The organism is Micromonospora sp. NBC_00821, from assembly GCF_036347035.1.
In the GTDB taxonomy this organism is placed as follows: domain Bacteria; phylum Actinomycetota; class Actinomycetes; order Mycobacteriales; family Micromonosporaceae; genus Micromonospora; species Micromonospora hortensis.
In genome coordinates this window covers 3,273,846-3,293,579 of sequence record NZ_CP108880.1, presented here as the reverse complement: position 1 = coordinate 3,293,579, position 19,734 = coordinate 3,273,846, and the positions used below count along the sequence as shown (strand labels likewise).

At 71.8% G+C, this 19,734-nt stretch carries 20 protein-coding genes; 11 read left to right on the top strand and 9 right to left on the bottom strand.

What is annotated here, in order from left to right; genetic code table 11:
- Nucleotides 1-149 precede the first annotated feature (149 nt).
- On the bottom strand, nucleotides 150-464 hold the full coding sequence (locus OHB44_RS14940; protein WP_238682709.1) for an L-rhamnose mutarotase: 315 nt from the start codon (nucleotides 462-464) through the stop codon (nucleotides 150-152).
- 165 nt (nucleotides 465-629) lie between these two features.
- Here OHB44_RS14940 and OHB44_RS14935 point away from each other — a divergent pair, with 165 nt between their 5' ends.
- The 8 genes from OHB44_RS14935 to OHB44_RS14900 all read left to right on the top strand — a co-directional run bounded on the left by OHB44_RS14935 (nucleotide 630) and on the right by OHB44_RS14900 (nucleotide 8,806).
- Nucleotides 630-1,310, top strand: a complete 681-nt coding sequence (locus OHB44_RS14935; protein ID WP_238682708.1) for a response regulator transcription factor — start codon at nucleotides 630-632, stop codon at nucleotides 1,308-1,310.
- Nucleotides 1,311-1,321: 11 nt separating this feature from the next.
- A complete protein-coding gene (locus OHB44_RS14930; RefSeq protein WP_330441034.1) occupies nucleotides 1,322-2,794 on the top strand; it encodes a HAMP domain-containing sensor histidine kinase in 1,473 nt (490 codons plus the stop codon).
- On the top strand, nucleotides 2,791-3,690 hold the full coding sequence (locus tag OHB44_RS14925; RefSeq protein ID WP_330441033.1) for a Gmad2 immunoglobulin-like domain-containing protein: 900 nt from the start codon (nucleotides 2,791-2,793) through the stop codon (nucleotides 3,688-3,690). Before OHB44_RS14930 ends, OHB44_RS14925 begins: the two co-directional genes overlap by 4 nt.
- 380 nt (nucleotides 3,691-4,070) lie before the next feature.
- Nucleotides 4,071-4,253 (top strand): hypothetical protein, encoded by a 183-nt coding sequence (locus tag OHB44_RS14920; protein WP_203117656.1) that lies wholly within the window; start codon nucleotides 4,071-4,073, stop codon nucleotides 4,251-4,253.
- Nucleotides 4,250-5,596, top strand: a complete 1,347-nt coding sequence (locus OHB44_RS14915; protein ID WP_330441032.1) for a glycosyltransferase — start codon at nucleotides 4,250-4,252, stop codon at nucleotides 5,594-5,596. Before OHB44_RS14920 ends, OHB44_RS14915 begins: the two co-directional genes overlap by 4 nt.
- Nucleotides 5,597-5,747: 151 nt before the next feature.
- On the top strand, nucleotides 5,748-6,377 hold the full coding sequence (locus tag OHB44_RS14910) for a TetR/AcrR family transcriptional regulator (protein WP_238682704.1): 630 nt from the start codon (nucleotides 5,748-5,750) through the stop codon (nucleotides 6,375-6,377).
- Between the two features lie 33 nt (nucleotides 6,378-6,410).
- Complete coding sequence (locus OHB44_RS14905) at nucleotides 6,411-7,904, top strand: MFS transporter (protein ID WP_238682703.1); 1,494 nt, start codon at nucleotides 6,411-6,413, stop codon at nucleotides 7,902-7,904.
- Between the two features lie 110 nt (nucleotides 7,905-8,014).
- On the top strand, nucleotides 8,015-8,806 hold the full coding sequence (locus tag OHB44_RS14900) for a maleylpyruvate isomerase family mycothiol-dependent enzyme (RefSeq protein ID WP_330441031.1): 792 nt from the start codon (nucleotides 8,015-8,017) through the stop codon (nucleotides 8,804-8,806).
- 42 nt (nucleotides 8,807-8,848) lie between these two features.
- On the opposite strand, the gene OHB44_RS14895 is transcribed toward OHB44_RS14900, so the two are convergent.
- Nucleotides 8,849-10,048 (bottom strand): RtcB family protein, encoded by a 1,200-nt coding sequence (locus OHB44_RS14895; protein ID WP_238682701.1) that lies wholly within the window; start codon nucleotides 10,046-10,048, stop codon nucleotides 8,849-8,851.
- A 127-nt stretch (nucleotides 10,049-10,175) separates the two neighbouring features.
- Nucleotides 10,176-10,301, bottom strand: coding sequence for a hypothetical protein (locus tag OHB44_RS14890; RefSeq protein WP_266302769.1), 126 nt, complete (start codon nucleotides 10,299-10,301; stop codon nucleotides 10,176-10,178).
- 109 nt (nucleotides 10,302-10,410) lie between these two features.
- Here OHB44_RS14890 and OHB44_RS14885 point away from each other — a divergent pair, with 109 nt between their 5' ends.
- Nucleotides 10,411-11,370 (top strand): helix-turn-helix transcriptional regulator, encoded by a 960-nt coding sequence (locus OHB44_RS14885; protein ID WP_238682700.1) that lies wholly within the window; start codon nucleotides 10,411-10,413, stop codon nucleotides 11,368-11,370.
- Here the strand turns inward: OHB44_RS14885 and OHB44_RS14880 are convergent.
- A complete protein-coding gene (locus OHB44_RS14880) occupies nucleotides 11,358-11,819 on the bottom strand; it encodes a hypothetical protein (protein WP_238682699.1) in 462 nt (153 codons plus the stop codon). The genes OHB44_RS14885 and OHB44_RS14880 overlap by 13 nt on opposite strands.
- 24 nt (nucleotides 11,820-11,843) lie before the next feature.
- The gene (locus OHB44_RS14875; RefSeq protein ID WP_330441030.1) at nucleotides 11,844-13,151 is read right to left on the bottom strand and encodes an RICIN domain-containing protein; all 1,308 of its coding nucleotides are present in this window, start codon (nucleotides 13,149-13,151) and stop codon (nucleotides 11,844-11,846) included.
- 158 nt (nucleotides 13,152-13,309) lie between these two features.
- Between OHB44_RS14875 and OHB44_RS14870 the strand changes: the two genes are divergently transcribed.
- Complete coding sequence (locus tag OHB44_RS14870) at nucleotides 13,310-14,497, top strand: spore photoproduct lyase family protein (RefSeq protein WP_330441029.1); 1,188 nt, start codon at nucleotides 13,310-13,312, stop codon at nucleotides 14,495-14,497.
- An 18-nt stretch (nucleotides 14,498-14,515) separates the two neighbouring features.
- On the opposite strand, the gene OHB44_RS14865 is transcribed toward OHB44_RS14870, so the two are convergent.
- Entirely contained in the window at nucleotides 14,516-15,364 is an 849-nt protein-coding gene (locus tag OHB44_RS14865) for a M15 family metallopeptidase (protein ID WP_330441028.1), read from the bottom strand.
- A 239-nt stretch (nucleotides 15,365-15,603) separates the two neighbouring features.
- Here OHB44_RS14865 and OHB44_RS14860 point away from each other — a divergent pair, with 239 nt between their 5' ends.
- Entirely contained in the window at nucleotides 15,604-16,641 is a 1,038-nt protein-coding gene (locus OHB44_RS14860) for a LacI family DNA-binding transcriptional regulator (protein WP_238682695.1), read from the top strand.
- 135 nt (nucleotides 16,642-16,776) lie between these two features.
- On the opposite strand, the gene OHB44_RS14855 is transcribed toward OHB44_RS14860, so the two are convergent.
- The 3 genes from OHB44_RS14855 to OHB44_RS14845 form a co-directional block, all read right to left on the bottom strand.
- Entirely contained in the window at nucleotides 16,777-17,592 is an 816-nt protein-coding gene (locus OHB44_RS14855; RefSeq protein WP_274530528.1) for a peptidylprolyl isomerase, read from the bottom strand.
- 100 nt (nucleotides 17,593-17,692) lie between these two features.
- The gene (locus OHB44_RS14850; protein ID WP_330441027.1) at nucleotides 17,693-18,901 is read right to left on the bottom strand and encodes a D-alanyl-D-alanine carboxypeptidase family protein; all 1,209 of its coding nucleotides are present in this window, start codon (nucleotides 18,899-18,901) and stop codon (nucleotides 17,693-17,695) included.
- Nucleotides 18,902-18,948: 47 nt separating this feature from the next.
- The gene (locus tag OHB44_RS14845; protein ID WP_330441026.1) at nucleotides 18,949-19,677 is read right to left on the bottom strand and encodes a MerR family transcriptional regulator; all 729 of its coding nucleotides are present in this window, start codon (nucleotides 19,675-19,677) and stop codon (nucleotides 18,949-18,951) included.
- Between the last annotated feature and the right edge of the window lie 57 nt (nucleotides 19,678-19,734).

Genomic DNA, 19,734 nt, shown 5'->3' with positions numbered 1-19,734 from the left:
CAGCCGCAGGCGACGCCGGTAGCGTCACGGTCGGCGTGGTGATCAGTGCGGCGGCGAACTCCCGTCCCGCCGATCATGGAGTTGTGGTGGGTGACAAGGCGACCGACAGTCGCCACGACGGGCACCACAACTCCATGATCGACATTGACCTAAGCCTCGTCGGCCAGGTGCCAGACCTCGCGCATCGGGGCCCAGAAGTCCCCCGAGCCGGGCTCGGCGATCGACTCCTGACACGGGTCGGTCAGCTTCCACCACTCCTGCGTCTGCGGGTCCGCCGCGATCAGCCGCAGGTCGGCCTCGTAGTCGTCGCCCACGTACTCGTAGTAGCCGAAGAGCAGATCGTCGTGGAGGAAGATGGTGTAGTTGCGGAAGTTCGCCTCGCGCAGCGTCTTCTCCACGCTCGGCCAGACGGCGGCATGCAACCGCAGGTAGGTCTCCCGCTGCTCGGGGCGGAGTCGGATCACGCAGCCATGACGTTTCACGTCGTGCCCTTTCGTGTGAGCTGTTCCAGGGGTGCCGAAGGCACCTGAACGTAGCGGTTGGGCAGCGCCCGGAGGGGGCCAGCCGGCCGCCGATGTCGGCCGTTCCGCCAGGACTACGCACTGTGGCGCCGGGTCTACCCTCGGGTGATGGAGGGCCGCGTGCTGGTGGTCGAGGACGATTTCTCGATCCGGGAGGTCACCGCCCTCGGTCTGCGCCGCGCCGGCTTCCGGGTCGACACCGCCGTCGACGGGCGGCAGGCCCTGGCCGCGTTCCGCGCCCACCCCGTCGACCTCATCGTGCTCGACATCATGCTGCCGGGCCTGGACGGTCTGGAGGTCTGCCGGGAGATCCGGCGGACCAGCCAGGTGCCGATCCTGATGCTGACCGCGCGCACCGACACCATCGACGTGGTGGTCGGGCTGGAGTGCGGCGCGGACGACTATCTGCGTAAGCCCTTCGACCTGCCCGAGCTGGTGGCCCGGGTTCGTTCGGTGCTGCGCCGGATGAACGTGTCGGCCCCCTCGTCAGTCATCGAGGTCGGCGGCCTGGAGATCGACCCGGGCGGCTTCGTGGTTCGCCGGCACGGCCAAGAGGTGGCGCTCACCGCCACCGAGTTCCGCCTGTTACTGGAGCTGGCCCGCCGGCCCGGTCAGGTCTTCACCCGGGACCTGCTGCTGGACCTGGTCTGGAACCACGACTTCCTCGGCGACTCCCGACTGGTCGACGTGGCGGTGCAGCGGCTACGGGCCAAGATCGAGGACGACCCGACGCAGCCACTGCTGATCCGGACCGTGCGCGGCGCCGGCTACAAACTGTCGACGGGCTGACGGGGGCGGCGATGGCCGGACGCGGGGTGTTCCCCGGGCGCCTGCGGCGCCGGCTGACGATCGCGTTCGTCCTGGTCGCCGGCGTCTCGGCCGGACTGCTCGCCGGCGGGACCGGGCTGCTGCTGCGCCAGTCCTGGTTGGACGCGTCGCTGCACGAGGCCGCCGCCGATGCCCGCTACCAACTCGTTCTCGCTGGGCAGTTCCTGCCGCTGACCGAGCAGCGCAGCACCGAACTGCTCACCAGCTTCGAGGCCAGCGGTCGGCACGTGCTGCTCGTCGACGGCCCGACCCGCGCCTCGCACCCCGCGTACGTCCCGGTGCTGGGCACCCGGTTGCGGGCCGTCGTCGCGGACGGGCGGCTCGGTTATCAGCGCTCCGCGCCGGCGGAGCGTCCTCGGCTGCTGGTGATCGGTGGGCGCATCCCCGGCTCGGCCGCCGAGTTGTACGTCCTGACCGTGGAGGACGACGTCGCTACCGACCTGGGTCAACTCCGCACCGCGCTGGTGGCCGGCTGGGTGCTCGTGGTGTTGCTCGCCGCCGCGGTGGGGCACGCGTTGGCCCGTCGCACGTTGGAGCCGGTGGGCCGGGCCAGCCGGGCCGCCCGAGCCCTCACCGAGGGCCTGCTCGCCACTCGCCTGCCGGTACGCGGGCGCGACGAGTTCAGCGTCTGGGCGGCGACGTTCAACGAGATGGCCGAGGCACTGGAGTCGAAGATCGCGGCGCTGTCGGCCGCGCAGGCCCGCGAGCGGCGGTTCACCGCCGACGTCGCGCACGAGCTGCGTACCCCGGTGACCGCGTTGGTGGCCGCGGCGTCGCTGCTGCGCGAGCACCTCGACCAACTGCCCGACGACGCCCGACCGGCGGCCCGGCTGCTGGTCGGCGACGTGGTCCGGCTGCGCCGGTTGGTGGAGGATCTGATGGAGATCTCCCGGCTGGACGCCGGACGGGAGCAGTTGGCCGTCGGGCCGGTCGACGCGTTGGCGCTGCTGCACAGCATCGTCGCGGCGCGCGGCTGGTCGCCGCGGGTGCGGGTCGCCGGTGATCCGGTCACGGCGCGCACCGACAGGCGTCGGCTGGAGCGCGTGCTGGCCAACCTGGTCGCCAACGCGGTCGAGCACGGCGGCGGCGAGATCACGGCCAGCGTGGCGGGCGCGGGCACCCTGGTCGCCTTCGAGGTCACCGACGAGGGGCCGGGGATCCCGGCCGAGCACCTGTCCCGCGTGTTCGACCGGTTCCACCAGGTCGATCCGTCCCGCTCCGCGCCGGGCAGCGGGCTCGGGCTGGCCATCGCCCGGGAGCACGCCGAGCTGCTCGGCGGCGCGCTGAGCGTGCGCAGCGAACCAGGCGAGGGCACCCGGTTCCGGCTGGAGTTGCCCATCGCCGGTCCCGCCGGCCCCCACGGTGACGACCTGTCGCCCCCGAACGACAGTGCCCGCCCGGGTCCGGTTGGGCGTACCGCAGGCACGCCGGGCGGTGTGGGGTGACCGGCCGCGGCGCGGTCGGGCTGGGCGCATCGGCGCTGGTCGCGTCGCTCCTACTCGGCGGCTGCGGCACTCCCCGCTCCGGTGATCTCGGCCCGGCGCCCACCGCGCCGCCGCCGAGCGTCGCACTCACCGACCGCCCGGAACCCACAGCGACCCGGGCCGTGGCACCGACGCCACCGCCCGCGAACCGGCCGCCGGGTCCCTCGACGGCGGCGTCCACCGGCACGCGCCGGCCGGATCCGGTGACCATCGAGCTGTGGTACGTCCGCGCCGGGCTGCTCGTGCCGACCCGGCGCACCCGGCCGGCCACTGTCGCGACGTCCCGGCTGGCGCTGACCGAACTGGCCGCCGGGCCGAGCCCGGCCGAGGCCGCCACCGGGATGATCACCCTGCTTCCGACCGGCGTCGAGGTCACCCGCATCGCCGACGGCGTGGCGACGCTGTGGGTGCCGTCCGTCGGTGACCCGGCCACCCGGCGGCTGCGCGAGGCGCAGGTGGTGTGGACGCTCACCCAGTTCCCCAGCGTGCGTCAGGTCCGCCTCGACGACGCCGCCCCGGTCGGCCGGACGGACTACGCGGACCTGCTGCCACCGATCGTGGTCACCGGCCCGATCCCCGGGGAGCGCGTCTCCGCTCCGCTCGTCGTCACCGGCACCGCCACCGTGTTCGAGGCCACTGTGAGCGTCCGGGTGCTGGACGCCGCCGGCCGGGAGGTGGCCACCGGTTTCGGCACCGCCAGTTGCGGCAGCGGCTGCCGGGGCGGCTACCGCGTGGCGGTCGGCTGGCGCACGGTCCGCGAACAGAAGGGCACTGTCGAGGTGTACGAGGTGTCCGCCGAGAACGGCACGCGGATCAACACGATGGCGGTGCCGGTGGTCCTCGCGGCCCGCGACTGACCACCTCGCCCCAGAGGGTGTTAACCCGATGCGTCATCCATTTGTCGACGGCGACGTGCGGCGCTGACGTCTACCCGACAGCGCAGATCCTCGCCGGCATTTCCCGGGCCGGCGCGGCCACGCGATGAAACCGCAGGCCAGATGCCGTGGAGCCGGTGGGAACGTCTCCGACACGCCGGCAGCGCGAAGGCTCGTCGGGCTTGGCCGGACGGCCGTTCACGTGACCTTCGAGATTGACCTGGGTAGACATGTTTGCCAACGTGAGCGCGTCATTGCACACAGTCATATTCGCTGTTCAGCACCGTGCCGGCCGGGCGACTCAGGAAGTCGTACCGGTCGCCGCGACAGCCTCGCCATCCCTCACAGAGCGGAGATACATCATGTCCGGTGGCAGCCTTCCCCGTACCGGTATGGGCGTCGTCACGATCGGCGGCGCGGCCGGGATCGGCAGCTACGCCCTCCCCCTGCCGCTCACCATCGCCCTCACCGGAGCGACAGCCGTCCTCGTCGGCTTCATCATGATCCGGATGACGTTCCGTCGTAAGCAGTCGGTCGGCCAGTGACCGCGAGTGTCACGAAGGGTCGTGTCCTGTTCGCCGCGGCGGTCGTCCTGGCCGCCGCGGCGGCGTGGACCGCCCATCACGTCCTCGCCGTGATCGGCGCCATCGACGGAGGCGGTCACCGCTTCACCTTCGCGTACGCCGCCATGTTTCTGCTGCTGATCTGGCAGCTCGGCACCTCCTATCTGGAGAAGCCCGCAGTGGTCACCGACCGGATGCAGGGGCACCTCGACGGTCTGCACGTGGTGGGCATCGTGCCGGCGTACAACGAGGATCCGGGCGCGCTGCGGGCCTGCCTCGAATCCATGATCTTCCAAACACGCAAACCAAACACCATCTACGTGGTGGACGACGGGTCGAAGCTGACCGAGGGCTACCAACCGATCAAGAGGTGGTTTCTCGACGTCGCCCCCGTACACGGGATCATCGCCGCCTGGCACATCCAACCCAACGCCGGGAAACGGCACGCCCAGGCCGCCGCGGTGCGGTCGACACCGGCAGCCGACGTCTACTGGACGGTGGACTCGGACACCATCTCGGACCCGAACGCCCTCGACGAGTTGTTGAAGCCCTTCGCCGACCCGGCGGTGCAGTCCGTCGCGGGGGTGGTGATGGCCGCGAACGTGCGCAGCAGCTTCCTCACCCGGTTCACCGACCTGTGGCTGGTGACCGGGCAGCTCACCGACCGGTCGTCACTGTCGGTGTTCGGGTGCGTGTGGGTGAACTCGGGCCCGATCGCCGCCTACCGCGCGGAGGTGGTTCGCGACAACCTCGGCGCGTATCTGACGGAGACGTTCTTCGGCCAACGGGTGCCCTTCTCCGACGACTCCCTCCTCACCCTCTTCGCGATGGTCAGGGGACGTACCGTCCAGCAGCCGTCGGCGTTCGCGTTCTCCCTCATGCCGGAGAACGCCGGGCACTTCTGCCGGATGTTCCTGCGGTGGATGCGCGGCAGCTTCATCAGGACCTGGTGGCGGGTCCGGTACCTGTCGTTGCTGTCGATCGCGTGGTGGCTGCATCTGCTGCGCTGGGCGGCGACTGTGGTCGCGACGGTGCTGTTCGTGGCGGTGGCGATCCTGTCGCCGATCATCGACCCCGATCCGAGGGCGATTCCGTGGCTGGTGGCCGTGCCGTTGATCGTCGGGTACGGGCAGGCGCTCCGCTACATGACGGTGCGACGATCGGACCAGTCGACGGCCTACCAGTGGGGCACCTGGCTCCTCACGCCCGTCGCCGTGGTGTTCGCCCTGGTCGTGCTGCGCGCGATCCGCTGGTACGGCGTCGCCACCTGCTGGCGCACCGGCTGGGGAACCCGCAAGAAGGTGGAAGTGGCGCTGGGTTCCTGACCACGCGACCCGTGCCGATCCTGACACCCGGGCCGACTCCCCGTGAAACGTGACCGTTTCGCCGGCTGGATGCGAGGCAACTCACGAATCCCTGCACGATCAGCCAACCGCGAACTAGTGTCAGTACGACATCGTTTCGCGGGGGGTCGGGATGCTGGGTGGTCAGCAGGTGGGCGCGGGTGCCGGGGTGCCGGCAGCCCGGGCCCCGCGCTGCACCGACAGCGACCTGTTCACCGTCGTCATCGACACCCTGCGCGAGGTCGGCTTCGACCGGATGACCATCGACGCCGTGGCCGCCCGCGCCCACGTCAGCAAGGCCACCATCTACCGACGCTGGGACGGCAAGGCCGAGCTGGTCGTCGCCGCCCTGCGCGACCGGCACGTGGGTGTCCACAACCCGCCCGACACCGGCTCCCTCCGCGGGGACCTGATCGAGTTGCTGAAGGCCACGGCCGCGATCTGCACTGCCGACTGCGACCTCATGCAGGCGTTGACCTTCGCCATGCGGACCAACCCCGAGCTGGAACGCCTGGTGCGTCACCAGGTACTGCCGGCCGGGCGGGTGGCAAGCACCGCCATCCTGGTCCGGGCCGCCGCCCGCGGGGAGATCCCGCCAGAGGCCGGCGAGCGGGAGTTGTTCCACGATCTGGCGCCCGCGCTCACCATGTCCCGCATCGTCGCGCACGGCCTACCCGCCGATGACGCGTTCCTCACCCAGGTCGTCGACCAGGTGCTGATCCCGGTACTCCGCTATCAGCACGACCGTCCGTCGCCGGCCTGATTCACCGATATTCGCAACACGGAAGGCTTCACCATGCCCGGAACCACCTCGACCGCGCCCGGCGCGCCCAACGCCGGGGCGTCGACAGGCGCACCGCACCCGCGGCGCTGGATCGCGCTGGCGGTCATCGCGGTCTCACAGCTGATGGTCGTCCTGGACGCCACGATCGTGAACATCGCGCTGCCGCAGGCCCAGGCCGACCTGGGGATCACCGACGCGAACCGGCAGTGGGTGATCACCGCCTACACGCTGGCCTTCGGTGGTCTGCTGCTGCTCGGCGGTCGCATCGCCGACTACTGGGGGCGTAAGCGCACCTTCCTGGTCGGCATGACCGGTTTCGCGCTCGCCTCCGCCCTGGGCGGTCTGGCCACCACCGGTGAGATGCTCTTCGCCGCCCGCGCGTTGCAGGGCGCCTTCGGCGCGCTACTCGCCCCGGCCGCGCTGGCGCTGCTCACCGTCCTGTTCACCGAGGCCACCGAGCGGGCCAAGGCCTTCGCGGTGTACGGCGCGATCGCCGGCGGTGGGTCGGCGGTCGGCCTGCTGCTCGGCGGGGTGCTCACCGAGTACGCCGACTGGCGCTGGTGCCTGCTGGTCAACATCCCAGTGGCAGCCATCGCCATCGCGTTCGCGCTGCCGCTGGTGCCGGAGAGCCGGGCCCACGGCAACACCCGCTACGACGTGCCCGGGGCGATCGTGGTGACCGCCGGCCTGGTTTCCCTGGTCTACGGCTTCACCAAGGCCGCCGAGGACGGCTGGGACGCCACCGCGACGCTCGGTTTCATCGGCGCGGGCGTGGTGCTGCTCGCCGCCTTCGTGGTGATCGAGCTGCGCTCCAGCCACCCGCTGCTGCCGCTGCGGATCCTGCTGGACCGCAACCGGGGCGGCGCGTTCCTCACCTCGACGCTGATCGGCGCCGGCCTGTTCGGGGCGTTCCTCTTCCTGACCTTCTACTTCCAGGTGGTGCTGGAGTACAAGCCCCTCGAAGCCGGTCTCGCGTCCCTGCCGGTCACCGCCGGCGTGCTGATCGCCGCGGGCGGCGCCAGCCAGCTCATGCCCCGGTTGGGTGCCAAGCCGCTGATGGTCGCCGGTTCGGCGCTCGCCGCCGTGGGCATGCTGGTGCTGACCCAGATCGACGTGGACACCTCGTTCCTCACCCACCTGCTGCCCGCGCAGGTCGTCCTGGGCCTGGGGCTGGGCTTCACCTTCGTCCCGCTGTCCAGCCTCGCCCTGGTCGGGGTGCCGGAGCACGACGCCGGCGCGGCCAGCGCGACGCTCAACGCCACCCAGCAGATTGGTGGCTCGCTCGGCACCGCGCTGCTGAACACCTTCTACACCAGCGCGGTCGCCGCCTACCTGGTCGGACGGGCACCGAACCCGGTCAACCAGGTCGAGGCGCTGGTGCACGGCTACCGGGTGGCCTTCGCCTGGGGCGCTGCGCTGATCGTGCTCGCCGGACTGGCCACCCTGGTCCTGGTGAAGGTCCGCAAGGAGGACATCCCGACCGGCAACACCGTGCACATGGGCTGAGCCTGAGCGACGTGGCCGCCGGCCGGAGCGCCCCGACACCGGGGCGGGCCGGCCGGCGGCCACGTCCGGTAGCGTCCCGACCATCGTCGAAAATCCGTTTGAGGAGATCCATGTCGACCCCTGCTGACCAGATCATCACAGCTCTGCGCGCGGGCCACGAGGAGCTCGCCGCGCTCGTACGGGACCTCAGGGAGGACGACCTGCTCCGGCCGTCGGGGGCCAGCGAGTGGCAGGTCTCCCAGGTGCTGAGCCACCTGGGCAGCGGCGCCGAGATCAACCTGGCGACGCTGGACGCCGCCCGTTCCGGCGCGCCCGGCCCGGACGGGGACTTCAACCGTGGCGTCTGGGCACGCTGGGACGCGATGGCCCCGGCCGAGCACGCCGCCGGGTTCCTCGCCACGAACGAACGGCTGGTCGAGGCGTACGAGGCGCTGGACGCCGAGACCCGGGCCTCGATGCGGATCGACCTCGGCTTCCTGCCGGAGCCGGTCGACGTGGCCACCGCGGCCCGGTTCCGGCTCAGCGAGTTCGCCCTGCACCAGTGGGACGCCGAGGTGGCGTTCAACGGGTTCGCGGCGGTGACGCCGGGAGCGGTGCCGCTGCTGCTCGACCAGATCGGCGGCATGCTGGCCTGGACCAGCCGACCCCGGGAGCTGGCCGGCCGGGAGGCCACGGTGCTGGTCCGGCTGCACGCGCCCGAGCGGACGTTCGGGCTGCGGCTGGGCGAGAAGGTCGAGATCGTCGACGCGCCGGAGCGCCCCGACGGGGAGCTGGTGGCCCCGGCCGAGGCATGGCTGCGGCTGGCCACCGGACGGCTCGGTCCCCAGCACACCCCCGACGGGGTGCAGGTGACCGGCTCGGTGACCCTCGACGACCTGCGCCGGGTCTTCGTCGGCTTCTGACCAGCGGCCGTGCGGGCCGGTTTCCCCGGCCCGCACGGCACGTCAGCCCTTCACGCAGACCACCTGCTTGAGGTGCGCGACCACCTCGACCAGGTCCTCCTGCTGGGCCATCACCTCGGTGATGTCCTTGTACGCGCCGGGGATCTCGTCGACCACCCCGGCGTCCTTGCGGCACTCCACCCCGGCGGTCTGCGCGGCCAGGTCCTCGGTGCTGAAGGTCCGCTTGGCCTGCGCCCGAGACATCCGACGCCCTGCCCCGTGCGACGCCGAGCAGTACGCGTCGGCGTTTCCCCGTCCCCGCACGATGTACGACCCGGTGCCCATCGACCCGGGGATGATGCCCAGGTCACCCCGGCCGGCCCGGATGGCGCCCTTGCGGGTCACCAGCACGTCCACCCCGTCGTAGCTCTCCTCGGACACGTAGTTGTGGTGACACGAGATCGACTCGTCGAAGGACACCTGCGGGAAGTGCTCACGCACCACGCCGCAGAGCAGGGCCAGCATGACCGCCCGGTTGCGCCGCGCGTACTCCTGCGCCCACCAGAGATCCCGCCGGTACGCGTCCATCTCCGGCGTCCCGGCGAGGAACACGGCCAGGTCCCGGTCCGGAAGGTCGGCGTTGTGCGGCAGCCCCCGGGCCACCCCGATGTGCCGCTCGGCCAGTTCCTTGCCGATGTTGCGGGACCCGGAGTGCAGCATCAGCCAGACCCGCCCCTCGTCGGGGCCGCCCTGCTCCAGGCAGACCTCGATGAAGTGGTTGCCCCCGCCGAGGGTGCCGATCTGCCGCTGCGCCCGCGTCTCCAGCTGCGCCACCCGCCGGTCCAGGCCGGCGAACCGGCCCCAGAAGTCGTTCCAGCCGGCCTGCTCCAGGCCCCGGATCCGACGGGTGTCGACCGAGTCCTTGCGCTGGGCGAAGCCGACCGGAATGGTGGCCTCGATCGCGGCGCGCAGCCCGGCCAGGTCGTCCGGCAGGTCGGCAGCGGTCAGCGAGGTACGGACCGCCGACATCCCGCAGCCGATGTCGACGCCGACCGCGGCCGGCGAGACGGCCTGCCGCATCGCGATCACCGAGCCGACCGTGGCGCCCTTGCCGAAGTGCACGTCGGGCATGACGGCGACACCCTGCACCCAGGGCAGCGCGCCGATGTTGCGCAGCTGCTTGGCGGCCTGCGCCTCGATGGCGTACGGGTCGGTCCAGACCCGGACCGGTGCCCGGGTACCGGCGAGGGGGGTGAATCCCATCGTGGTCTCCTTCTGTCGTGCGGTGACCGTTAATGATCATATTTGGCGGCCAGCGGCGGTGCGCGGATACGAAAGGGCCGCCCGATCCCGGTGGGATGGGCGGCCGGCGGACGCGTCAGCGTCGGCGTCAGTCGCGCCACCCCGGCTCGTTGCGCCGCGATGGGCGGTAGGCACGGGTTTTGGCGGTGATCTGCAAAGGGGTGCCGGCGGAGAGCAGGCACCAGCGGGCGTCGGTGCGGACGCGTCGCGACATGGCGTACTCCCCTCGGGTGTCATCGGTTGGCCTTGCACCGACGAGACTAGGAGGGCCACGGCACGTCCGCAATGGATATCCCCGCTAGCCGTAGGGCAGACTCGCGAACATGGTGGAGACCTCCGTGCGCCTGCTGCGGCTGCTGACTCTCCTGCAGGTGCGCCGGGAGTGGTCCGGCGCCGAGCTGGCCGAGCGGCTCGCGGTCACCACCCGCACGGTACGCACGGACGTGGAGCGGCTGCGGGTGCTGGGCTACCAGATCGAGTCACACCCGGGGGTCGCCGGCGGCTACCGGCTCGGTGCCGGGTCGGCGCTGCCACCGCTGCTGCTCGACGACGACGAGGCAGTGGCGGTGGCCGTCGGGCTGCGAGCGGCAGCCGGCGGCTCGGTGACCGGCATCGAGGAGACCTCGCTGCGGGCGTTGGCCAAGCTGGAGCAGTCGTTGCCGTCACGGCTGCGGCACCGAGTGGACGCCCTACGCTCGGCGACGGTCTCCGCCGCGGGCGGTGGCCCGACAGTGGACGCCGACACACTCACCGCCGTCTCCACGGCCGCGCACCGTCGGGAGCGGCTGCGGTTCGACTACGCCGGCCACGACGGCACGGTCAGCGTGCGCGACGTCGAGCCGTACCGTCTGGTCTACACCGGGCGGCGGTGGTACCTGCTGGGGTGGGACACCGACCGGGCCGACTGGCGGACGTTCCGCGCCGACCGGATCCAACCCCGGGTGCCGACCGGCCCACGCTTCGCGCCGCGGGAGCCGCCAGGTGGCGACGCGGTCGCGCACGTGCTGCGCGGCGTCGGCTCCACGGCCTGGCCACACCCCGCCCGGGTACGCCTGCACGCGTCGGCCGAGGCGATGGCGCAACGGATCCCCACCACGGCGGGCCTGCTGGAGGCGATCGACGAACGCGCCTGCCTGCTGCACACCGGCGGCGAGTCGCTGGGCAATCTCGCCGCCTTCCTCAGCACGCTGGCTGTCGACTTCGACGTGCTCGACCCACCGGAGCTGCGCACCGTCGTCCGGGACGTCGCCGCCCGGTTCGCTCGCGCCGCTCAGGTGTCGTAGACCCCGTCCCAGGGCGGATCGAACCCCAGGTCGTCGGGGAGGAACTCGGCGTGGTCCGCGCCGTCGTACTCGTGGGACCAGTCGACCAGCCCGAAGACGTGCCCGTCGACCTCGACCTGGAACAGCCGGATGGCGATGTCAGCGAAGACCCGGCCGGGCAGGGCGTCCAGCCACTCGGCGAGGCGAGCCTCCGCCCGATCAATCGAGGCTTCCTCGTCCTCGCTGGTGCCGGCGAACCAGATGTCGGAGTCGGTGTGCACACCGTCGGCGTCGAACCGGTGCAGCACCGCGTACCAGCGCTTGTGGCGGTACCAGTCGTCTTCGGCTCCGGCACCGTCCTCAAGGGTGGCGGTGACGGAGCCGAAGAACTGACCCTTGTCGTAGTGGCCGATCGTGCTGGTGCGGTAGTCGGGCTCGTGCGCGATCGGCACCAGGTCGGGAATCGCCATGGCCGAGAGGCTACGGCAGTAGATCTATGCCTGCGGCACCAGCCGGAAGGACTGCGCCGCGGTGCCGTTGCAGGTGTATTGGATGAGTTGGACGCTGTCCGCGGTGGACGCACCCGGGACGTCGAGACACTTGCCGCTGGAGCGGTTGACCAGGCGGTAGTAGCCGCCCCCCTCGGGCTCGGCCCGCCACTGCTGGTTGTTGCCGCCGCTGTAGGACCAGAGCTGAATCGGCGCCGAGTCGGCGGTCGACCGGTTCGTCACGTCGAGCACCTGGGCGCTGTTGTTGCGGTTGTTCACCCGCAGGTACCCGCCGCTGGTCGGCACGAACTGGTACTGCTGCGCGGTGCTGCTGTTGCACGCGTACTGCTGGATGGCGGTGCCGTTCGCGCTGGCCGCGGCCCGGGCGTCCACGCACTTGCCGCTGGCCCGGTTGACCGCTGTGTGCCAGGCGGTCGGCGAGATGCCGTCGGACGGCGGGGGCGTGGTCGGCGGGACGGTGCCGACGCCTGCCAACCAGTGCAGCCCGTCGATCAGCAACTGGTTCTGCTGCGCGCTGTCGAACGTCGACGACAGCCCGGTGTTGGTGCTGTAGTTCATCTCGTTGTGGCCGAAGTTGGCGTAGAGCATCTTGTACTGCCGGTTGCTCCAGACGAGCGGGTAGTAACCCCCGTACCAGGACTGGTTGGGGTCCGTGCCGACCGGGAAGCTGGACGGGTCGACCGAGGCGAGGATGTCGATGTTGGGGTTCTGCCGCAGGTCGTTGCTCCAGGAGTACCACTCGCTGATCGACGACGGGAACGTCGCCGGGAGGTTCCGGGTGGCGGCGTGGGTGCGGTTGTCGGCGCGCATCGTGACCCGGGTGGGTCCCCAGGTGTTCGTCTGGAACGAGCCGGTGCCGAGGAAGGTGTTGTAGTACCAGCTCCAGCTCGACGGGTTGGTGGTGAACGCGCTGACGTGGAAGCCGAACCACCCCCCGCCGTTCTGCACGTACTGCTGGAACGCGGCGCGCTGCGCGGCGGGCGGCGCGTCGTCCAGGAACATGACGACCTTGTACTGGGCCAGGTTGGCGGTGTTCAGCAGGCCCCAGTTGTTGGTGGCCTCCCACGAGAACCCGTGTTGGGCGGCGGCCTGCGGGAACCAGGCTCGGGCGTCCTTGACGAAGTCGATGTGCGCGGCGTCCCAGGTGCCGTTGTAGAAGGCCAGGACCTTGAACGTCGGGGCGGCCTGGGCGCTGCGTGAGGCGTTGACCGCGAGACCGGCGGTCAACGCGACGACCACTGCGACGAACAACGACAGGATCCGTCTGGTACGGGAGGAGAGTTCTGCGATCACCTGATCGTCCCTTCGGTCGGGACGCGCGCCGCCGCGTCGATGTGCATCTGTTCACAAGGTTTACAGATAGATGGAAGGTTATGCGCTCCGGTTGGGCGGAGTCAATCGCGGGGCGACCGATCGGGTGGGATTCCTGCGGCAACGGGTACCCCGGCCGGATGACCAGCCCGGACGCCGTCGACGTCGACCAGCCGCTCGCAGTGGACGTACCCGCCGCGCCGCACGACGCCAGCGGCGAACGTGTGCCGACCCGCGATCTGGCCGGCCTCGCGCCGCCGGCCCGGTCGGCACGCCGCTGGACCCCGAGCCGGGTGGTGGCCACCCCCGCCGCGCTCGACCACCCACACGGCCAACGGATCGTCGAGCGGGTGCGGGCACTCGGCATCGAGGTGGAACACCTGCGCGCCAACCGGCTCACCGGGGTACGCGGGCAGACCGACCGGGAGACCTACGCCCGGGCCAAGTCGACGATGGCGATCGTGGTGAGCCCACCCTCGCGGCGCGTCCTGCAACCCATCGCCCCCAGCGCCGACTGGCGGGTCGACCTGGCCGAGGGCTGCCCCGCGCACTGCCAGTACTGCTACCTCGCCGGATCCCTGTCCGGGCCGCCGGTGACCCGGGTGTACGCGGACCTCGACGACATCCTCACCGGGCTGGCCGCGTACGCCGGACGTGGCACGGTGACCAGCCGCAACGCGCGGCGCGCCGACGAGGGCACCACCTTCGAGGCGTCCTGCTACACCGACCCGCTCGCCCTCGAGCACCTGACCGGCAGTTGGCGGCGCGCGGTGCAGCACTTCGCCGACTGGGACGCCCCCGTACAACTGCGCTGGACCACCAAGTACGCCGACGTGGACACCTTCGTGGGGCTGCCGCACGCCGGCCGGACCCGGGTCCGCTTCAGCGTCAACTGCGCCCCGGTCAGCGAGCGGTTCGAGGGTGGCACCGCCCGGGTGCCGGACCGCCTCGCCGCGCTGCGCCGGCTCGCCCTCGACGGCTACCCGGTCGGGCTGACCATCGCGCCGATCATCGCGCTGCCGGACTGGCGGGAACACTACGGCGAACTGCTCGATCACGTCCGCGCGGCGGTCGACGGGGTGCCGGACCTGGATCTGACCGCCGAGCTGATCACCCACCGGTTCACGCCGGGCAGCAAGGAGGTGCTGCTCGGCTGGTACCCGCGCACCCGACTGGAGATGGACGAGGAGTCCCGCACCCGTAAGCACGGCAAGTTCGGCGCGGTGAAGTACGTCTACCCGCGTGAGCAGATGACCGAGCTGCGCGACTGGTTCACCGCCGAACTGACAGCCCGCGTGCCCGCCTGCCGAATCCTCTACTGGACCTGACCTCGGGCCCAGGGCGGGTCAGCCGACCGAGGAGCGGGCGACCGGGGCGGCGAAGAACGTGTCCGGGTACGGCTCGTCGCGCAGGCTGTAGTGCCACCACTCGCGGTCGTAGTTGACGAACCCGGCGTCGGTCATCAGCCGCTGCAACAACCGGCGGTTGTCCCGCGCCGTCCCGGTGACGCGGGGGTCGGCGGTGTGCGCCCGCGAGTCGAAGCAGTCGAAGCCCGTACCCATGTCGATGCTGTTGTCAGCGAAGCGCTGCCCGCGCGGGGCCGTGCAGGCGACCAGCGGCTGCCCGACCCGGTACGGAGGTTGGCTGGCGGCGGGCTCGTCGACCAGTGTCAGGTCCAGGGTGCTGCCGCGGCTGTGCGCGGTGGGCGCGCCGATGTAACCGTCGGCGAAGAGCCGGTTCTTGGCCAGGCCCGGGTAGAACTCGGCCTTGGTCTGCTGCTCGTCGGGGCGCTTCGACCAGGCGACGAAGTCGTCCACCGCCGGTTGCGGGCGGTAGCAGTCGTACACCTTGAGGCTGTGCCCACCGGTCAGCGCGGCGTCCTGTACGCGGCGCAACGCCTCGGCCGCCTGCCGGGTGAGCAGGCACAGCGGCTCGCGGTAGCCGGTGATCGGTCGGCCGACGAAGTTGTGCGGTGTGGCGTACCGGATGTCGGCGTGAATGCGCGGGTCGAGGTCGGTCAGCACCACGAACCCCGGCAGCGCGGCCGCCACGGAGGTGGACGGGGTCGGCGCGGGAGTGGGTGTGGGGCTCGCCGACGTCGGCTGCGGCGCGGCCGGCGCGGGGCGGGGCTCCGGCCGCGAGCAGCCGCCGAGCAGCGCGGCGAGCGCGAACACGACGGCCAGGCGGTAGCGCACGAGTCCTGTCTATCAGCCCGGCCAGGGTCACCATCCCAGGATCCCTGTGGTCCGTCGAGCGAAAGTGACCGGAAAAAGTCCGGAACTTTTCCGCAACTCAAGCGAAGCTTCGATCGACCTGGCATGTCGTCAACCCCCGTCGGTGAGGCAAGATGACGCGTGGAACGGGCACGCCGTTTCGGGACACACGGTGGGCGACGCCTGGTGGTCGTTCCTCCGGCTCGGTGAAGGAGACGCGGGTGGGCGCGGACGACGGACGCAGGGTGACCATCACCGCGATCGCACGGGAGGCCGGGGTGTCGGTGCCGACCGTGTCACGGGTGCTCAACGGGCGCTCCGATGTGGCCCCGGACACCCGGGAGCGGGTCGAGGAGTTGTTGCGCCACCACGGCTACCGGCGTCGCACCAGTCGCAGCGTTCGCCGTGCCGGTCTCGTCGACCTGGTCTTCAACGACCTGGACAGCCCCTGGGCCGTGGAGATCATCCGGGGGGTGGAGGATGTCGGGCACGGTGCGGGCGTCGGCACCGTGGTCTCCGCGATCCACCGGCAGCCCACAGCGGCTCGGCAGTGGTTGCAGAACCTGCGCACCCGGGCCACCGACGGCGTCATCTTCGTGACCTCGCATCTGAGCCCGCCGCTGCACGCGCAGCTGCGTCGCCTCAACGTGCCAGTGGTGGTCGTGGACCCGGCCGGGGTGCCGGCCATGGACGTGCCGACGATTGGCGCCACCAACTGGGCCGGCGGGCTCGCCGCGACCGAACATCTGCTCGCGATCGGGCACCGGCGCATCGGTTTCGTGGCCGGGCCGACGCACCTGCTGTGCAGCCGGGCCCGGCTCGACGGTTACCGGGCCGGGCTGGAGGCCGCCGGGGTGCCGGTGGACGACGCGCTGATCTACCCGGGCGACTTCTACCACGCCTCCGGTTTTGCCGGCGGGACCGCGCTGCTCAACCTCGCCGACCCGCCGACCGGCATCTTCGCCTCCAGCGACCAGATGGCCTTCGGCGTCTACGAGGCCATCCGGCGCCGCGGGCTGCGCGTGCCGGACGACGTGAGCGTGGTGGGGTTCGACGACCTGCCGGAAGCCCGCTGGGCCTCACCGCCACTGACCACAGTGCGCCAACCGTTGGTCGAGATGGGACGGTTGGCGGCCCGGACCGTTCTGCGCCTGGCCCAGGGCGAGGGCATTGACTCGCCCCGGGTGGAACTCGCCACCGAGTTGGTCGTCCGGGACAGCACCGCCGCCCCGCTGACCGGGTCGCCCGCCTCGACGTGACGGCCGGAACTGCGTCGGAAACCGGTTGGACCGGTTCCGGTCCGTTCCCGAAAATTCCGGCGAGGTCCTGCCCGACCGAGCGCCACCCACGGCGGGCGCGGTGAGCAACCGACGGTCACCCACCGCGCCGCGCTGTCAGTGGTGGTGCCAGCGGACGGCCTTGCGGATGGTCACCGGCAGTGCGGGCGCGCCGTCGACCGGCGCCGGGTCTTCGGCGGTCGGCGCCACTCCCCCGGCGGCGATCCGGTCCAACGCGGCCAGGCCGGCACCATCGACCTCGCCGAAGATCGTGTAGTGGGGACGCAGCGCGGAGTTGGCGTAGACCAGGAAGAACTGGCTGCCGTTGGTGTCCGGCCCGGCGTTGGCCATGGCCAGCAACCCCCGGGCGTACACCCGGCGCTCCCCGGTCGGGTCGGTGGGCGCGGGCGGCAGGTCGGTCGGCAACTCGTCGCGATAGCGGTAGCCCGGGCCGCCCTCGCCGGTGCCGGACGGGTCACCGCACTGCAGCACGCTCAGCGTCGGGTAGGCGGTGAGCCGGTGGCACGGGGTGCGGTCGTAGAACCGCTTGCTCACCAGGTGCAAGAAGCTCTGCACCGTGCACGGCGCGGCGGCCCGGTCCAGTGTCAACCCGATCGGCCCGTGATTGGTCGCCAGTGTCACCCGGACACTGCCCCGAGACGGGGTGCGTCGCGGGTCGGGCGGCAGCGGCACCGGCCGGGCGGCGGGTTCGTCCGGGGTCTCGGTGTACGCGCACGGGCCGTGGGTGGTGCGCGGCGGTCGGGTGGCGGCGTCGACAGTCACGAGCGGCGCGGCGGAGATGCCCGCCGAGTCGGCCGACGGGCCCGGGGCGGCGAGCGCGGTGGCGGACGAGCCGACGACCAGCGCCCCGGCGAGCGCTGTCACCCCCGCGAGGCGGGTCAGGGCGCGCACCGGCCGGCGGGGTGCCGCCATTGCGGGGCGCGGTTCGAGTTCACTCGACACAGGGATCCTCCTGGACTGGTGGTGCCAGAAAGACCGGAGTCTATGGACGGCAGCGCCCGATGTCGATCCGTCAGAGCATCCGGCGGCGACGCCGCCACAGCAGGCCGCCCAACAACGCCACCACCGTCGCGCCGCTCACCGCGGTCACCGACCAGAGCCACTCCGAGCCGGTACGCGCGGGCCCACTGGCCGCCGCCGGCCGGGGCGCGCCGGGTGCCGCCAGCGCGGACGGCGCCGCCGAGGGGGTGGCGGTCAGCTCGCCGGGCTCGACCAGCCGACCCACGGCGGCGTCCCGGGGCACTGTGAAACCCCAGTCCAGCAGGGCCGCACCCTGCTCCCAGCCGCGTACCGGTGCCGATTCGGCGCCCAGCAGTGTCACCACCAGCCGCCGCCCGCCGCGTTCCGCCGCCCCCACGTAGGTGTGCCGGGCCAGATCGGTGAAGCCGGTCTTGCCGCCGAGCGCCCCCGGGTACCGGTAGATGAGCTGGTTCTCGTTCTGGATCTCGAAGCCCTTGGTGCGTTGCGCCGGTTGGGGCGGAATCGACGTCTGCTCGGTCAGCGCGTACCGACGGAAGTTCGGCTCGGCGAAGCAGGATCGGGCGATCAGCGCCAGGTCGTACGCGCTGGTGAACTGCCCCTCGCCGTCCAGCCCGGACGGGGTGACCGCGTGCGTCTGGAGGGCGCCGAGGTGGTGCGCCTGCTCGTTCATGGCGCGCACGCCGGCGGCGCTGTCCGTCCCGCTGCCGAGTCGGGCCAGCGCGTTGGCGGCCTCGTTGCCGGAGTTGAGCAGCAACCCGAGCCAGATGGTCTCGATGGTGTACCGGCCGCCCGCGACCAGGCCCACGGCCGAGGAGCCGGGTTCGATGTTCATGTCCGCGTCGGTGACGGTGACCGTCTGCCTCGGGTCGAGCTTGGGCATCATCGTGGCCGCCAGCAGGAGCTTCTGCACGCTCGCCGGTGTGCCGTACTCGTGGGGGCCGCAGCCGCCGAGCACCTGGCCGCTGTCCAGGTCGGCGACCAGCCACGACGTGGCGGTGACCCTGGGTGGCGCGACGACGCCGGCCGGCACGACCAGGCCGGCCGTGTCCAGCGCCGCGCCGCCGATCGTCCGTTGCTCGGGAACGGCGGGTGGAGGCGACGGCCGGGGTGGGCGGGACGCCGCTGGCGCCGGGACCCGGGGGCAGCGCACCGTCGGCGCGGCGGACGCTCCCGTCGCACCGACCGGCACGGGAGCGAGCAGGACGGCGGACGTCGTGGCCGCCAGCAGCGCAGCTCTCATGTGCCCGACCCTAGTCAGGAAGATCGCCCGGCGGGACGGGATGCCGGTCAACTCGCGTCGCCGCGACCGCATAGGTAGTCGTGCAGCGCGGCGCTACCCCGCAGCCGGCGCAGGCTGCGGGTGTGCAGCTCCTGCTCGCGGCGGCCCAACTCGGCGCGGACCCGCTGGGCGCTCCCGGTGGTCCGCAGCTCGCCCAGCACCGCGGCGATGATCTCGAACGGGTACGCGCCCCGGCGCAGCAACGCGATGACCTGCGCCGCGCGCAGCTCCGCCTCGTCGTACACCCGGTAGTTGGTGCCCGGGGTGCGGCCCGGCCGCAGCAGCTCGCGCTCCTCCCACAGCCGCAGCTGTGAGGTCCGGACCCCGACCAGGGCGGCGACCTCGCCGATGCGGACGCCGTGGCGTGGCGCGGGCCGGGCCGCGGGTGGGCTGGCCAGCACGGTCTCGAAGGCGCCGAGCACCCGTCGGATCTCGGCGCGTTCCCGGTCCAGCTCGGCATGGCCGCCGTCGAGCGCCGCCAGGGCCGCCGGCAGGTCACCCGTGTGCACCGCCGCCATGATCTCCCGGGTACGGCTCCAGCCGTGCCCCTCGGCCAACCGCCGCGCCACTGTCAGCGCTCGGGCGTGCTCGGTGGTGAAGATCCGGTAGCCGCTGGCGGTGCGGCGCACCGGAGGCAGGACCCCCAACTCGACGTAGTTGCGCACCTGCTGCACCGAGATCCCGACGGTGGCCGCCAGGTCCACGGCGCGCAGCCGATCCTTCGAGGCGACGTCCACGCGAGCCACCGTACCGCTTACGACGTGATTTGAGACTTTACGGGGCGTAGTGCTTCG

What these genes read in the sequence shown, in the direction of transcription:
- OHB44_RS14880 (WP_238682699.1), bottom strand. Translation starts at nt 11,819, where the DNA reads ATGGCGATTCCCGACCTGGTGCCGATCGCGCACGAGCCCGACTACCGC.
- OHB44_RS14850 (WP_330441027.1), bottom strand. Translation starts at nt 18,901, where the DNA reads ATGAGAGCTGCGCTGCTGGCGGCCACGACGTCCGCCGTCCTGCTCGCT.
- OHB44_RS14855 (WP_274530528.1), bottom strand. Translation starts at nt 17,592, where the DNA reads ATGGCGGCACCCCGCCGGCCGGTGCGCGCCCTGACCCGCCTCGCGGGG.
- OHB44_RS14885 (WP_238682700.1), top strand. Translation starts at nt 10,411, where the DNA reads ATGGTGGAGACCTCCGTGCGCCTGCTGCGGCTGCTGACTCTCCTGCAG.
- OHB44_RS14930 (WP_330441034.1), top strand. Translation starts at nt 1,322, where the DNA reads ATGGCCGGACGCGGGGTGTTCCCCGGGCGCCTGCGGCGCCGGCTGACG.
- OHB44_RS14905 (WP_238682703.1), top strand. Translation starts at nt 6,411, where the DNA reads ATGCCCGGAACCACCTCGACCGCGCCCGGCGCGCCCAACGCCGGGGCG.
- OHB44_RS14890 (WP_266302769.1), bottom strand. Translation starts at nt 10,301, where the DNA reads ATGTCGCGACGCGTCCGCACCGACGCCCGCTGGTGCCTGCTCTCCGCC.
- OHB44_RS14910 (WP_238682704.1), top strand. Translation starts at nt 5,748, where the DNA reads ATGCTGGGTGGTCAGCAGGTGGGCGCGGGTGCCGGGGTGCCGGCAGCC.
- OHB44_RS14935 (WP_238682708.1), top strand. Translation starts at nt 630, where the DNA reads ATGGAGGGCCGCGTGCTGGTGGTCGAGGACGATTTCTCGATCCGGGAG.
- OHB44_RS14900 (WP_330441031.1), top strand. Translation starts at nt 8,015, where the DNA reads ATGTCGACCCCTGCTGACCAGATCATCACAGCTCTGCGCGCGGGCCAC.
- OHB44_RS14920 (WP_203117656.1), top strand. Translation starts at nt 4,071, where the DNA reads ATGTCCGGTGGCAGCCTTCCCCGTACCGGTATGGGCGTCGTCACGATC.
- OHB44_RS14870 (WP_330441029.1), top strand. Translation starts at nt 13,310, where the DNA reads ATGACCAGCCCGGACGCCGTCGACGTCGACCAGCCGCTCGCAGTGGAC.
- OHB44_RS14895 (WP_238682701.1), bottom strand. Translation starts at nt 10,048, where the DNA reads ATGGGATTCACCCCCCTCGCCGGTACCCGGGCACCGGTCCGGGTCTGG.